Annotated in this window: 8 protein-coding genes; 2 read left to right on the top strand and 6 right to left on the bottom strand. The window is 42.8% G+C overall.

The features are described from left to right. Positions 1-7: 7 nt before the first annotated feature. The 4 genes from BLQ87_RS05720 to BLQ87_RS05705 all read right to left on the bottom strand — a co-directional run bounded on the left by BLQ87_RS05720 (position 8) and on the right by BLQ87_RS05705 (position 6859). Complete coding sequence (locus tag BLQ87_RS05720; protein ID WP_083361703.1) at positions 8-1171, bottom strand: aldose epimerase family protein; 1164 nt, start codon at positions 1169-1171, stop codon at positions 8-10. A 33-nt stretch (positions 1172-1204) separates the two neighbouring features. Continuing rightward, positions 1205-3667, bottom strand: a complete 2463-nt coding sequence (locus BLQ87_RS05715) for a glutaminase family protein (protein ID WP_074605186.1) — start codon at positions 3665-3667, stop codon at positions 1205-1207. 28 nt (positions 3668-3695) lie between these two features. Beyond that, entirely contained in the window at positions 3696-5528 is a 1833-nt protein-coding gene (locus BLQ87_RS05710; RefSeq protein WP_074605185.1) for a glycoside hydrolase family 2 protein, read from the bottom strand. A 221-nt stretch (positions 5529-5749) separates the two neighbouring features. Further along, a complete protein-coding gene (locus BLQ87_RS05705; RefSeq protein ID WP_245723799.1) occupies positions 5750-6859 on the bottom strand; it encodes a glycoside hydrolase family 76 protein in 1110 nt (369 codons plus the stop codon). A 523-nt stretch (positions 6860-7382) separates the two neighbouring features. Between BLQ87_RS05705 and BLQ87_RS05700 the strand changes: the two genes are divergently transcribed. Then, entirely contained in the window at positions 7383-9905 is a 2523-nt protein-coding gene (locus BLQ87_RS05700; protein ID WP_074605184.1) for a beta-L-arabinofuranosidase domain-containing protein, read from the top strand. Positions 9906-9954: 49 nt separating this feature from the next. Continuing rightward, complete coding sequence (locus BLQ87_RS05695; RefSeq protein ID WP_074605183.1) at positions 9955-11559, top strand: solute:sodium symporter family transporter; 1605 nt, start codon at positions 9955-9957, stop codon at positions 11557-11559. Here BLQ87_RS05695 and BLQ87_RS05690 read toward each other — a convergent pair whose 3' ends face one another. Together BLQ87_RS05690 and BLQ87_RS05685 are read right to left on the bottom strand one after the other, a co-directional pair. Then, positions 11560-13557 (bottom strand): sialate O-acetylesterase, encoded by a 1998-nt coding sequence (locus tag BLQ87_RS05690; RefSeq protein WP_074605634.1) that lies wholly within the window; start codon positions 13555-13557, stop codon positions 11560-11562. Between the two features lie 24 nt (positions 13558-13581). Next, positions 13582-15792 carry an alpha-galactosidase gene (locus BLQ87_RS05685; protein ID WP_074605182.1) on the bottom strand — a complete coding sequence of 737 codons (2211 nt, stop codon included), beginning with the start codon at positions 15790-15792 and terminating at the stop codon, positions 13582-13584. Positions 15793-15813 lie beyond the last annotated feature (21 nt).

The raw sequence follows: 15813 nt of genomic DNA, 5'->3' as shown, positions 1-15813 counted from the left end.
TCAATGGTTATTTGGCTACTGAAAATTTATAAATGGACTGGCTTTGATAAGATTCGCCTTTTTTTAGCACCGTAGTTGGAAAGGACGGTTGATTTGGGCTATTGGGAAAATGCTGGGTTTCTAAAGCAAATGCAGTTCTGAAATCATCTTTATGATTTCCTTTCATCATATTTTTACTTTGCATGAAATTTCCACTGTAAAATTGCAAACCAGGCTGATCTGTATAAACGCTCATCACGATTCCCGTTTTATCAGCGGTGACGATGGCAACAGGATCAGTTATCTGGTGTGGATTTAACACGAAATTATGGTCATATCCTTTCCCGTTCTCCAATTGTGGATTTTTAATTTCAATATCTTTCCCTATTGTTTTGGCCTGTTTAAAATCAAAAGGGGTCTCCTTTACCGCTTCCAGTTTACCCGATGGAATTAAAGTCGAATCTACCGGAGTGTATTGATCTGCATTAATTTGAAGTAAATGGTTTAAGATACTTCCGCTTTGCGATCCATTGAGGTTAAAAAAGGCATGGTTTGTTAAATTTACGACCGTATTTTTATCGGTTGTAGCTTTATAAGTAATTTTAAGCGCATTGTCGTCGGTTAAGGTATAGCTGACCGTCACATTGAGGTTTCCAGGGAAGCCTTCTTCCATATCTTTCGACAGGTAACGCAATTCTAAAGTTTGGGCATCAGGCTGTGTTGCCTCCCAAACTACGTCCTGGTATCCTTTTTTTCCACCATGTAATGTGTTCGTTCCATTATTGGTAAAAATCGTGTAGGCTTTGCCATCCAAGGTAAATCGTCCTTTGGCAATGCGGTTTCCGTAGCGGCCAATCGTTGCACCAAAATAAGGCTCCGTTGAATGCTGATATCCTTCAATACCATCAAATCCTGCCACTACATCAACCAGTTTACCTGCCTGATCCGGAACAAACAATCCGACCAGCCGGCCACCAAAGTTGGTGACCAACGCTTTTGAACCGGATTTATTTTTAAGGCAGAACAGGTGTACCGGCTTACCGTCTATCTCTTTCTCAAAAGCTTTAGCCGAGATACCAGTGGTATCTGAAGCGCCCGGAGCAGATTTCTGCGTTGTAGAATTACAGGCAGCTGCGAAGAGCATTGTCCCTACCACTAAAGCTGGAATGCTTTGTTTTAAATATGTTTTCATCCGTGTATATTGTTCTTAAAGGTTATGATGTCGTTACCTTTTATTTAACCTATAATCCAATAATTTCATAGAATATCCACCCACTACACTACGTGCCTGGAAACCGGATTGTTTTCCATTCGTCGTCTCATGCCAGTCGCTCAATGGAACCCTGTCCTCTGTTTCTATAGCGTACTTATACACCGGGTTTACCAGTTGATCAAAATCTGCGCGGTTGTCTGTAAGCGTAGCCGTCCAGACGATCCAGTCTGATTTGGTATATGTCCGGCGACTATCCAAAGGCAGGCCAAATGCATTTTGTTTATTCAGGTAAAATTTGATTTCTTTCTGAAATACGTCCTTAGGAAAAATATCCAGGTTCAGCACCTTATCCCATACCAGGTTGTATTTTTGGCTCCAGGTATCTTTACGGTCAAAGGTCAGCGCGAAATGGTCTCCGGCATCCGCCATCTGAATCCACTTTTGCGCCATTTCTTTGGCCATATTTTTATATTTCTCTGCGATCTCAGTTTTACCTAATTGTTCTGCAAGCATACCATAGCTGCCTAAGGCAACGATCGCTTTAGCCGATAAATTGGTATTACGGGCCAGGTGACCTGCAAAATCATCCGTGCAGAGTTGATTGGCCGGATCAAATCCTTCTTTGCTCAGGTAATCTGCCCAGATGCTTAAGGTTTCCCAATGCTTTTTGGCATACTCCGCATTGCCTTCCACTTTAGCGATGGCAGCTGTCAGAATGATCATGTTTCCCGACTCTTCTACCGGCATATCTTCCCCGTAAGTCTGTCCGTTTGCCAAAGGGTAAGTACCCAGATCGTGTGCTGCAAAAGGTTTTTTCCATCGACCACTTTCACTATAATAGAAGATTCCGTTCATCATGCCTTTCAGCAAATCCGGATTGTAAACAAGAAATAATGGTGCAGAAGGATAAGTAATGTCTACTGTATTGATCGATCCGTTGCTGAAATTTTCTTTGGAAAGGAACAGCAAATCGCCCTCCGGGCTTTTCACCAGTTTGTGTGCAGAAATGGCTTGTCTATAAGCCAATACACAAAGCTTCGCGTATTTCTCGCCTCCGGCTGCCAATGCAGTTTTATACATGGAAGCATCAAACTCATTGCATCTTTTGATCAGCTGCTGGTATTGGTCTGCTGCGCTGATCAACTCGCTTTCAAAAGACTTATCTCCATTGGTATTCCAATATGCTTTCAGGTTTTTTCCAAAATATTGAACCGATTCCAGATCGTCATATCCAAGCATCAGGTATTGTTCTTTTACTGAATTGCCTACCTGTCCGAAAGAAAGCTGGGTACTTAATGATAATTTAGTACCCGTCGCAGCCGTTTGTCTGGCCGCTTTATTGGGTTTCACAAAGTCGTTAACCGCATTTTTTAATGGAACAACATATTGACTCGTCGAAGTTGCAGAAGGGGCGGCTACATATAGGTAACCCCAATCAATCCTGAGGTCATCCCCAGACTTCTTCATGACCGGCTGATCCACCGTTCCTGCTTTCAATACTGCCAGACCTTTCGCATTTGCTTTTGTCACTTTTACACGCTGTCCGGTGGTATTCACCGCAATATTCGTTGAAGCATTAAAAAGTACGTCCACTTCGTGTTGTTTTTTATCGTTGGATTTTACGCGATATGTCACATAAGAAATTGGCCTGGAGATCAAATTCAGATCATCCATTAGTAAGGGAGAGGTAAAGATTAAGGAAAGGTCTACCCCCCCTGCTTTGAACTCATAACTCGTTTGAGTTGCAGTAACCTTAGCTCCTTTTTGCTGCGCCTGGGCAATTTGCTTTACAGGTACCGCAGTGGAAATCAATCCGGCATCAAGCCATGCACCACCAACCGTATTTTTGATGTGAATGGCCAGGACATTTTTACCTTTTTTAAGATTTTTTAAGACCGCATCTTTTAGTGGAATAAGAGAAAAACGGTTACTGGTCCATCCAATAAAGCTATAGATCAAGTCTCCGTTTAAGAAAACCTCCACATTATCGTCATGGTTCAATTTTAAGGTAAGGTCTTTTAGTGCAGGATTGCTCAGTTCAAAAGTTCTCCTAACCCAAAGTTCCTTTGACGTCCATGCGGTACCTGCACCGTTGACCACATCACCGAAGGGAGCGCCACCAGATCTCCATCCAGATTCTTTAAAGTCGATGCTGTTCCAATTTGCTGCCGGGGCAGATTCCGTATAACTGAAGCGATAATCCTCATCGTCGGATGTTGGAAGCACATTGGTATAAGGTTTTGACGTTGCCCCTAAAAAACTATAAGGTACACCATCCACTTTAATAATGCCTGTTAATGACTGTTCTGCACCCGTCCAGTGCCTCGTTGGGGATTTATTGACCTGATCTGTGGCAGACCAGATGCTAAAATAAGGATCGTGAGTAATTAAAGGATATGATGGGGCAGTACGTTCCTGAGCGGAAGCATTCCACAGCATAGCCGATAAACCTAAAGTAATAAATAATCGTTTCATATGTTTGGTTGTGTGTTTAGCTTAAAAATTAGGGAGTGATCAGGTACAATCTGTCGTTCGCCGCTTTTACCTTTGTTTCCGGCAGTTTTAAGGTCCTGTCGTAGGTCATCAGTCCATTTGTTTCCTGCTCCACGTCGGTAGTCTGTGTATATACCGCCGCAGACAATCCCTTTTTGATCAAACCTTCGATGCTTCGGATAAAAGAATCATACTTATCGAAAAGCTCGTCTGCAGTTTTGAAAGACTGGTATCCCCAATTGTCTTTTTCCTTCCAGGTATGACCCGGGACCGGCAGCCCCAGTCCACCAAATTCGCCTAAAACCAGGGCATGCGCAGGGCCAAAAAGGTCTGGCCTTGGCATTTTTGGTTCCGGATAATGGTGTAAATCCACGATATCTCCGGTGATCACATGATTCCCACCACTTGCACTGTTGACCAGTCTGGAAGGATCTTTTGCTTTAGTCCATTCCGCGATTTCTTTGGTTTTAAATTGTCCCCAGGCTTCGTTAAATGGAGTCCAGACTACAATGGAGGGGAAATTATGAAGGTCGTCCATGATTTTATTCCATTCATTGCGGTACATTGCTTCTGATTCCGGGCTACGGTTTTTATCCGTCCCTCCCATTGTGCCCAGATTGGGTTCCCAATGGTTACCGAGGTCACCACTAGGCATGTCCTGCCATACCAGCATTCCTAATTTATCGCATTCGTAATACCATCTTGCCGGTTCTACTTTAATGTGCTTCCGGATCATGTTAAAGCCCATTTCTTTGGTCTTTATGATGTCAAAGATCATGGCTTCTTCTGTAGGTGCAGTATACAAACCGTCCGGCCACCAACCCTGGTCTAAAGGACCATACTGAAAGACGAACTCATTATTCAGCAACATTCTCTGGATACCATTCTGATCCTTTCCCATGGATGATTTACGCATCGCAAAATAGCTGGCAGCCTGATCAATTACCTTTCCTTTGCGCAGCAATTCAATTTTCAGGTCATATAAGAAAGGTGTTTTTGCAGACCATAGCTTTGGATTTTCAATGGCTAAAGAAACCTGCCCATTAAGGCCTGCTTCTTTTTGAGCAATTTGCTGCTTACCCTCAAATGCAGTGACTCTGATCTGATCCCCTGGCTGGGCAGATTCCACCTTCACATTTACTGAAAGTGTTTTCGCATCGATATCCGGAGTTTGTTTAGTAGATACAATATGTGTTTTTGGAACGCTTTCCAGCCAAACCGTCTGCCAGATGCCAGTAACGGGGGTATACCAGATCCCTTCAGGTTTCCTTTGCTGTTTGCCTCTTGGTTGTGGCCCTTCATCCGTTGGGTCCCAGACCCGCACTTTTATTTCCTGCGTGTTTCCTTTTTTAAGAAGATTGGTAATGTTAAAGGTAAAAGGATCGAAACCGCCCTCATGCTGACCAGCACTTTTGCCGTTCACAAAGATTTCCGCCTGCCAGTCTACCGCACCAAAATGCAACAACACTTCCTGATTTTTCATAGAAGCAGGAATGGTAATGTTGTTTTTATACCAAAGTACACTGTCCTTACCTACGGTTTTACCGACACCAGATAAGGCAGATTCTACTGCAAAAGGAACAAGAATACTGCCCTGATAGCTGGCAGGTTCGCTTTGATTTTTTGGCGTGATTGCATAGCTCCACAAACCGTTAAGATTTTTCCAGTTCCGGGAACGCACCAATTGCGGACGGGGATAATTTGGTAATGTGGCTTTAGGATCCACCTTTTCTGCCCATGGGGTTACAATTCTATCTTTAATTAGCGCCCATTTTTTTTCCTGAGCATGTAATGAGGAGTAGCTGAGCACCAAAAACAGTGCGCCAGATAGCATTTTGTTCATAAAATTTAATATTTGGGTTAGGTCTGCAAAGCGATTAGAATCACCTTGTTTGAACAGTATCAAATATTGGACTTTTAGCTGTAGGTCATTCTATAGTTTTGTATCATAATTTCTTCATTTCGTCTCTATTTAGTTAGAAATGAGCTCATAAAAAATCCTCATCCTTTTGTTAAGCAGGTAACAAAGGGATAAGGATGAATTTAAAATATGTTAAAAACTGTTTAATCTGGTATTTCCAGCTGGATCAACCGGGCATAGATCTCCATCATTGCAGCCTGATCAATTAAGGATTTTGATTTGTTCTTTCCAATCAGGTTTGCGCCATCTCTTTCTTCTATCCAAATCCGTTGTGCTTCATTTCTGAAAATATCAACCCAGTCCTTATTCTTGTCAATTTTATAAAGTTCGATGCAACCTCTTAACAATACTGCATTAAACCAATAATGTCCGGGCAAGCGATTGTTCTTAAAAAAATAGTTTTTTGATGCCCTGGCGATCTGCTGTGCTTCCAGTAAATACTTTTTATTTCTGGTGGTGGTATACAATAAAGCATTGGCCTGAAGCATCGCACCAGCATTGTAAGTGTAGCACTTCCGGTCGATTTCGCCGCCAGGTATTTTTATATTGTCATAGAACAAGCCTTCCGGAGACCGAAGCTTTTTATTGGTCCAGTCGTACACTGCCAGAGCAGTTTCCAGATACTTCTTTTCTTTTGTGACTTTATACAACTGCAAGGCAACCAATACCGCCGGTGCATTGGAACAGGTATTCTTTGAACTAAAGTCTCCCTCCTTCCAATACAAACCGCCACCAGCTTTATCATCCATTCCTGTGATCATATAATCATAGACCATGATGGCATTCTTAAGATAATGTTTCTCCTTAGTACGGTTATAAGCATCCAGATAAGCAATAGCGACCCATTGGTTATCGTCATAAAAACGGGAGCTCAATCGCTCTGCGGTCACATAATCCTGATAAGCCACCGGCACTTTTTCACTATAATACTGATCAATGGCTTTCACTACCGGTTTCAGGTGTTCCTGTTTAGGATACAACACATCCATTTCATTAGCTGCCTGTACCAGCGCACAGAGTGGCCATAACCAGGAATGTGGATTTTCCTTTTGCAGGGAATCCGTAGTTTCAAAATACAGACCTGTTTTTCCGTCTTTCAGCAGGAGGTTGATGTTCTTATTGATATCAAAAACATGCTGTTTAAAATCAGACTTTTGTGCGAAAGCAGCTGGTGTTACAGCCCCGGCCATGAACACAAAAAAAGTAAGCACGATATAGCGCAGGGGTACGATATTAATTTTTCTATCCGGCATTTTTTACTCCTCTTTAATTCTTTAAAATATGATACATCAGTAATCAATTAAAATTTAACCCAGCTGCCCGGTGCTTTTTTTCTGGTTTTATTAGAATTCGTGCCGGTTTAATCGCAGCTATTCTAATTCATATCATCTGGAATATGATGTTATAATACCATTTTTATCCGTCCCTCTATCATTCTGGCGCAGCACTGAAATTGTTCTCCTAAATTGTTAATTCCCGTTCTTGATTAATGTCCTTAATTGCGATGTAAGCTAAGAAATTTGATCATCACTGATTCATCAAAACAGATCAATACTTCAACAAAAAGCATCATTTTCCCAACCCGGGAACAGTCATCACTAAACAGCAATATCGTGCAAAAAAAGATTCAAAAAGGTATCGCCACGGATTTATAAGGCGAAACGGGTTAGGCTATTTGTCTCAAAATTCTTCAGATCGTATCAATCTGTCGCTCTGCTATAAGATATCCGGTATTTTACAATAAACTTGTTATTTAAAACAACCATTTATAAAATTATGAGCGTCAGAAAATCTATGATTTTGGCTCTGGCTATGATGCCGTTATGGCTATTTGCTCAGCAGGAATCCGGCGGACCATACGTGTTTAACCGAAGCCCTCTCTATGCAGCTGCTGATGTACAACTCCCCCTAGGTAGCATCAAAGCTAAAGGATGGTTGCTAAAGCAACTTGAACTGCAAAAAGATGGTGCTACAGGAAACGCCGAAGCACTTTATCCGGAAAGCGGAAACCTTGGAGCAGATTCCGACTGGCTGGGTGGTGCCGGCGAAAGCTGGGAACGTGCCCCCTATTACGTAAAGGGACTTGTTGCGCTTGCTTACACCTTGGGAGATCCCGGATTGAAAGTTAAATCTGAGAAGTGGATCAACTGGACATTAGATCAGCAACGGCCCGATGGTTCTTTTGGCCCCCTTAAAATGAAAGACTGGTGGCCAAGAATGCCCATGATGTATGCGATACAAAGTTATTATGAAGCTACGGGTGATAAGCGGGTAATTGGATTTTTCAGCAGGTACTTTAAATACCAGCTCGACAACCTGGATAAGAAACCTTTATCTGAATGGAGCAAATCAAGAACCGCCGACAATATAGAAATCGTCTTGTGGCTGTATAACAGAACCGGAGAAAGATCACTCTTAGAACTGGCAGAGAAATTAAAATCGCAGGCTTATCCATGGACGGATATTTTTACCGGCAATCAATTTTACCATTATGGAGATGATTTCCATACCAAACACAGTGTCAGTGTAGGACAGGCGCTTAAGTTCCCAGCGATATATTCACAACTGAACAACACGCCATTTTATCGGAATGCAACTCAGAAAGGGATTGATCATTTGATGAGAGACCACGGACAATCTACGGGAATTGCTTCCGGCACCGAGTTTCTTGCCGGAAGAAGTTCCTTTCAGGGAACTGAAACCTGTACTGTAGTAGAATGGATGCAAAGTCTGGAAACCGCGGCAAGAATAATCCATGATGCCAGACTTGGGGACCGGCTTGAAAAAATAGCTTTTAATACCCTGCCGGCACAATTTAGCAGGGACATTAAATCTCATTTATACTATACACAACCCAACCAGGTATATTGTAAACATGGCAATTCAGGTTTTGATGAAGATTATGATGGTGCTTTGCTGCTCAGTCCTTACTCCGGAATGGGTTGCTGCAGGTACAATATGCATATGGGCTGGCCCTATTTTGTTAAAAACAGCTGGGTAGCAACTCCGGATAAAGGCCTGGCTGTAATTGCCTACGCCCCGGTTGAGGTCGATGCTTTTGTAGCAGAAGGCATTCCTGTAAAACTTCAGGTGATGACCAATTATCCATTCGAAGAAGAGATCAGAATTAGGGTATTATTGGAAAAATCAACATCTTTTCCGTTAAAACTGCGCATTCCGGAATGGTGCAGGAATCCTCAGGTTTCCATTAATGGTAAAGCATTACCCGGTGTTAAAACTGGTCAGATTTATACCATTAACAGATCGTGGAATACCGATAACCTGGTGGTCATCAACTTTCCTATGGACGTAAAACTCAGCAATCAGGTTAACAATTCAGTAACAGTAGAGCGTGGTCCAATTGTATACGGACTTAAGATGGATGCCCAATACAGCATCGCTAAAAAGCATCCCGTTGATGGCTTTTTCGACTACGAAGTTTCTCCATCTTCCGCCTGGAACTATGGATTGGTTTTAAGTGGTAAAGACCGTAGCGGAACGTTTAAAGTTCAGCACAGTGCCATGCCCGAAAATCCATTTATACAGGCCAGCACTCCTGTAAGGATAACTGTTACCGCAAAAAAAATACCTTCCTGGACTTCGGCATACAACAAGATGCATGCGCTTGAAGTACCGCGCAGCCCTGTGGCTTCATCAGCACAAACAGAAGAAATTACACTAACGCCATTTGGATCAGAAAACATCAGGATCAGTAACTTTCCAGTCATCGGCCTGCCAGGAATTGCAGGAAAAACATTTAAGGAAAATTTCAATCATGCCACGCTTAGAGACTGGCTCCTATACGGTGGCAGTTGGTTTATTAAAAATGGCGCCATCCATGCAGCATCTAACAAAGGTTCCTGGGGATATGGCATACATGGGTCTAAGGCCATTGCTGCAAACACCTTTTTTGAGGATTTGAGTTATGAAGCAACAGTACAGCTGAACTCGAAAGGTGATGCCGGATTGCTGTTTAGAGTAACAGATCATGTGATTGGCGCTGAGGCTTACAACGGTTACTATTTAGGCCTCAATGCAGAATCCGGTCAGATACAATTGGGCAAATCTTCAAATCAGAAATGGGTGGTTCTTGCCACAGCACAACAAAAATTGGAAATTGGTAAAGCCTATCAGATTAGAATTGAAGCTAAAGCTGCTGAAATCAAGGTATATTTTAACAAGGGGGTAAAACCTATATTTTCTGTTACTGATGCAGAGTTCGGCAATGGATCGATTGGCGTAAGGGCCTATGATGCGCTTGCCAGTATTGATAACTTACTGGTTAAAGCACTTAAATGACACCACTCTTTTATCTATATTAGGAGGGCCGATATTATAATCCTTAAAAATGAACTTTACCGCCTTTGCGACCTTTATTACCGTAACGGTTCTGGTTGCGCTGATTTCCTGGTTCAAGACCCGAAGGCATAAAATAACTACCTCTGCGGGGCTCTTTTTGGCTAACCGTAAGCTGAGCTTCACCGCTGTCGGCACCGCCTTGTTTTTCACCAATATCAGTGCGGCAGAATTTGTAGGCAACAGCGAATCTGTATACCTCAACAACATGACGGTAATGGCCTGGGGTGTAAGTTCCGTATTCGCCATGCTGATTGTCTCTGAATTTGTGATCCCTGTTTATTTGAAGGGGGCCATGTCTACCACACCTGATTTCCTGGAAAACAGGTATGATCCACAAACCAAGAAACTGGTCTCTCTTGTTTTCCTGATCGGCTACATGGTTAATCTCTTACCGATTGTATTGTACACCGGTGCTGTTGCATTAAACGGCCTTTTTCATTTTTCAGACATCTGGGACATCAGTTATGGCAGCAGCATCTGGATCCTGGTTTGGTGCATTGGACTCATCGGAAGTTTATATTCCATACTCGGCGGACTAAAAGCGATCGTAATTTCGGACCTTGTATTGGGCGTCTGTATGTTCACTGGTGCTTTGTTATTGGCCTACTTCGGATTAAGCCACGTTGGCAATGGCGATTTCCAGCAGGGCATACACACCATTCTTTCTTCAAAAACGGAACATTTCAACTCCATAGGGACAAGCAAAGATGCCGTTCCATTCTCTACCATTTTCACCGGAATGATCTTAATGAACCTGTTTTACTGGGGTACAGAACAAGTCATCGTACAACAGGCACTGGCCTCTTCCAATCTTGAAGCCAGTCAGAAGGGGATTGCACTGGCCTGCGCAGGAAAGCTGCTTGGCCCCTTACTTTTTATCTTACCGGGGATTATTGCTGTTCATATGTACAGCAACATGGAAAACACGACCGAAGTATTTTCCAGGGTAGTAAGCGATGTATCTCCTCCTGTACTCAGTGGCTTTATTGCCGCTGTTATTTTCGGCGCAGCAATCACCTCCTATTCTCCGGGACTGAACAGCGCAAGCACACTGTTTATCCTAAACCTCTACAAGCCTTTTAAAGAGAAAAAAGGCCTTCCGGTTACCGAAAAGAATTTGCTCAAAACCTCTAAACGTTTTGAAATGTTTGCCTCCTTACTGGCCATGTTCATTGCGCCGCTGTTTCTTTTTTCAAGCGATAGCTTTTACACCTTTATGCAGAAGATAAATGCCGCATTCAGCATCCCCATCTTTACCATCATGTTTGTCGGATTTGTCACCAAAAAGGTTCCACCAATTGCTGCAAAAATAGGCCTGGCATTTTGCCTTACCGGATATATACTCACACAAATGGTATTTGATACCGGCATCCATTTTCTGCATGTACTCGCCATTCTTTTTGTCCTTACTTCGGCCATTATGCTGATCATCGGAAAACTATATCCTATGGAAAGGGCATATATCGCACAGGACAAGCCGATTGTTGACCTAAAGCCATGGAAGAACCGCCATTGGGTAAATGGCCTCCTGTTGCTCATCATGATCCTTTTGTTCCTGCTCTTCTCCCCGCTCTATCTTTCAGCGGCCGGGTAATTATTTGGTACTGTCCTCCCATTGATCTGTCCGGAATGGTGATGCCGGAAGTCCGGCAACATTGATCAGGTTACAAACCGGGTTATTGCCCCAGGCATACCTTACTGCAACCGGGTTAGGAACCTCAGCACTGCTGACCACAATCTGATTTCCCTTTATTTCTGCTTTGGCCCAGTGAAATTTCTGATCTGCGCCGGCAATGGCAAAGCCTTTCAATTCCGCCCCATCACCGGTTTTTAAGCCTTCGGCTGTACTGAAACTTATTTGAATACTTCCCGATGCTGTTTTAGCAGATTGATAAACAGGGCCGGTATAGGGAACTTTAACACCATAGGTCTTTGCAAGTGCAATTAAAGCCAGTCTTTTACCAATATCCTGTTTGTTTTTTGGGTGAATATCTGCTGCATCACCGAGATCGATAGCTACCGCCATTCCAGTATTTGGCAACGAAAGCGTTTGGCGTTGTGCATCTCTTAGTTCTGCCCATGCTGAAGCAGCTGGTGGTGTGGCATCCACCTGCATAAAGTTAGCCAGCTGTACAAAATAGAAAGGAAAATCGCCAAGGCCCCATTGCTTTCTCCAGTCCCTGATCATTGCAGGAAAAAGTGTACGGTATTGATGTGCACGATCTGCATTACTTTCCCCCTGATACCAGATGGCCCCTTTGATTGGAAATTGCAGGAAAGGATGAATCATGGCATTGTATAACACTGTGGTTCGGTTAGGACCATCTTTTGAGGTCGGTGCTTTTGCAATATTTTTGAGGTTCAACCCCACTTTATATCGCCATTCACCATCCAGGGGAAAATGTGCTCCACCTTCAGAGACCATGGACATGCCCTCCTTATTGCCATAAATCCCACCACCACCGGCACCATCAAATACCCTAACCACAAGCGCAAATGTTCCTGCTTTTACTTTATCTGCCGGAATGGTATAGCTACGAGGTTTGTTATAACCCTCCGTTTCCCCTATTTTTTCGCCATCTAAAAACGTAATGTCATTGTCATCGATTGTCCCCAGGTTAATGGTCAATTCTTTACCCTCCCAGGCCTGGGGAATCGTAATGTTTTTTCTGAACCAGACCACCCCATCAAATTCGGGCATTCCTGCTTGTTCCCATACTGCTGGCAGCGACATGGTTTTCCATGAGGAAACATCTATAGAGTTGCCAATCCACGTTGGCTTCCCTTCTGCCATTCCTGTATCCTTTGCAAGTACCAACTCACGCCAGCTGGCCAATTGCTGTTCATAGCTTATGCCACTTTTATCCTTTCCTTCATTTTCAATTTTGGTTACCGCCTCCACAAAATCAGGCATTGTTTTAAGCGTAGTGCCACTGGTCCATGCTTCCGCAATCGTACCACCCCAGGAGGTATGTATTAATCCAATCGGCACTTTAGTTTTATTATAAATCTCTCTGGCAAAGAAATAAGCCACAGAAGAGAATTCGGCAACATATTGAGGAATACAGGGCTTCCATCCGGAATTAGCAACCTTTGCATCATCCAGAGGAGCATTACTGGTTACATGGTCAACCTGCAGCAGTCTGATATCCGGATACTTAGCCGATGCAATTTCCTGATCATAATTATTAACCTTTCCCCATCCTGCCAAAGGCATCTCCATATTAGATTGTCCGGAACAAACCCATACTTCACCAATCATGATATTCATCAGAATCAATGGATCTCCATCAGAGATTGTCATTGCATAAGGCCCGCCATAGGATGGCGTAGCGACCAGAATCTTCCAGTTTCCAAGCGCGTCTGCTTTTGAAGTATAACGCTCCCTGCTCCAGGTGGTACTGATGCTGATCGTTTTTCCCGGATCAGCTTTACCCCAAACCGCGGCCTTTGCCTTTTGCTGAAAAACCATGTAATCGCTAAATATAGAAGGCAGCTTCACTTTTGCCTGAACAAAGCCACTAATACAAAGTATTACAGAAAATATGGTAAGGGATAAAAGCCTTTGTTGGATTTCCTTTTTAAGATTCATGATCATGATTGGTTTTTATAGGGCTTAATTTACGGCTTCAATTTTTAAAATCACACTTGTTCTTATCGAATTTACATCAGGATTAAATCCTGCTTTCATCAGGAAGTCGCCGGTATAGGTTGTTTCCCCTTTAATGCTCGATTTTGTACCGGGATAAAGATTTATTTCCCTGATCTTGTATTCTTTTACCGGATCCAGCCCTTTTAACAGAATCGGCGAACTGCTGTTTGCCCCATATCTATAATTAACCAGGTAATTGAAGATGACACCTGATGATTTGTTTTCGTCAAGATAAAGCATCGAAGCGACACTCGATTCTGTTGGGTTGGATAAACGGTATTGATTTCCCTGCCAGATGATCCCTTTCAGTGCGTCGTAATTCTTTATCGCCTCCTGGCAATACTGAAGTTCATCCGCACTGAGTTTGCTGACTACAATATCAAACCCCAATTTGCCCATCATGGCTACATCTGTACGGAACTTTATCGGCTGTTTACCCCAGTCCGTCACATGATTTGAACTGGCAATTGCCGGATAAAAATAGGAATATTCCCATTGCATAAAAATACGTTCCAGCGGATCTGTATTGTCACTTGGCCAGAACTCGGTAAAATACTGCAGCGCAGCATAATCCACCCTTCCACCACCACCGGAGCAAAGCATCATCGGTACTTTAGGATATTTTGCCCGGATGCGTTCCAACACCTTGTATAAGCCCCTCACATATTCTATATAAAAATGATTCTGATTTTTAATTGTTGCCGAATGCGCATTATAAATTACCGCATTACAGTCCCATTTAATATAGGCCAGATCGGGATTCTTAGTAAAAAGTCCATCTACGACACCATAGACAAAGTCCTGCACTTTCGGATTGCTGAGGTCAAGCGCCAGTTGATTTCTGAAATAATGTTCTTCTCTTTGCGGCTGTTTAACCACCCAATCCGGATGTTTTTCGTACAATTCACTTTTGGGATTCACCATTTCAGGCTCTATCCAGATCCCGAATTTCACTTGATTGTTTTGTGCCTCTTTAACCAAAGAAGAGATCCCGTTTGGCAATTTCTTTTTATTTTCCTGCCAGTCGCCCAGCCCAGCAACATCACCATTACGGGGATATTTGTTGGCAAACCATCCATCATCCAACAGAAAAAGGTCTACTCCCAGTTTCTTAGTATCTTTTAGAAGACCGGCAAGCTTGCTTTCATTAAAATCGAAATAGGTAGCCTCCCAATTGTTTAAAAGGGTTAAGCGTGTGCCTTTTCCATCTAACAATTTATAGTTCCTCGCCCATTGCTGTAGATTTCTGCTGGCCAGACCTTTACCACCTGAAGATAAAGTATATAGAAATACCGGCGTTACAAAAGCTTCATTTGGCTTTAGGCTATAGGTTGAAGCATAGTTGTTGATACCTGAAAGGATTCTTAAATTATCCTGAAAGTCGACTTCCAGATCGGTCCGGAAATTACCGCTCCATTCCAGCGAACCAAATAAAACAGTTCCTTCATCTTCTGTTGCAGGTTTCCCCAGGGAGACCATAAACACTGGTGGCTGGAATAAATTAGCCCTTGTGCCCAATTTGCTGTCCAGCGTTTTTATGCCATGTGTAAGTTTCGACTCTTCGGCCTGCATTTCTTTGGCCCAATCTCCATGGTATTGGTTTAACCAATAACCGGCACTTTTTAAATACAAGTTTGCTGAAGCAAATTTATGTAAGGCCACCTCGCCCTTTTCCTGATGCTGAATGGAGCTCCATTGTTCTACCACATCTTCTTTAAAATAAGTTTTATAGTAAAGTGTTACCGAGAAATTGTAGACAGGATCTTTTAAAACAATGCTGAGCAGGGAAACATTATTGTCAATTTGTTTTAAATCATGACTTACATATTTCAGGTCCAGGGAATTGTTTCCATCTGCATGGGTCACGCTGAGTGCCGGTTCGGCCAGATTCCTTGAACCGGATGGCGTATAGGCAGAATTGAGGATTCCTGTATAGTCTGAAGTTTGCTGATACAAACCTGGAACCTGTGAATATTCCTTATTGTTTGTTAATTTCTTACCGAAATAAATAGTCCTCAGATGTTTATTGGCATCTGTTTGCAGAACCAATGCATTGTTTTGTGTTTCGATAGGGATGATCACTGATTGCGCCGCTGACCTGATCGGAATGGAAGCAGAGAAAAGTAACAGTAAGCAAAAAGGAATGAAAGTAGTATACAATGGGATTTTAAACATTAGTAATGATTTTATAGCTTA

The sequence above is a fragment of the Pedobacter steynii genome, from assembly GCF_900103665.1.
GTDB lineage: Bacteria > Bacteroidota > Bacteroidia > Sphingobacteriales > Sphingobacteriaceae > Pedobacter > Pedobacter steynii.
The sequence above is the reverse complement of the archived record's forward strand: the minus strand, read 5'-3'. Positions and strand labels throughout refer to the sequence as shown.

Coding starts and splice junctions, on each gene's coding strand:
- BLQ87_RS05720 (WP_083361703.1), bottom strand. CDS start 1,171: ATGAAAACATATTTAAAACAAAGCATTCCAGCTTTAGTGGTAGGGACA.
- BLQ87_RS05715 (WP_074605186.1), bottom strand. CDS start 3,667: ATGAAACGATTATTTATTACTTTAGGTTTATCGGCTATGCTGTGGAAT.
- BLQ87_RS05710 (WP_074605185.1), bottom strand. CDS start 5,528: ATGAACAAAATGCTATCTGGCGCACTGTTTTTGGTGCTCAGCTACTCC.
- BLQ87_RS05705 (WP_245723799.1), bottom strand. CDS start 6,859: ATGCCGGATAGAAAAATTAATATCGTACCCCTGCGCTATATCGTGCTT.
- BLQ87_RS05700 (WP_074605184.1), top strand. CDS start 7,383: ATGAGCGTCAGAAAATCTATGATTTTGGCTCTGGCTATGATGCCGTTA.
- BLQ87_RS05695 (WP_074605183.1), top strand. CDS start 9,955: ATGAACTTTACCGCCTTTGCGACCTTTATTACCGTAACGGTTCTGGTT.
- BLQ87_RS05690 (WP_074605634.1), bottom strand. CDS start 13,557: ATGAATCTTAAAAAGGAAATCCAACAAAGGCTTTTATCCCTTACCATA.
- BLQ87_RS05685 (WP_074605182.1), bottom strand. CDS start 15,792: ATGTTTAAAATCCCATTGTATACTACTTTCATTCCTTTTTGCTTACTG.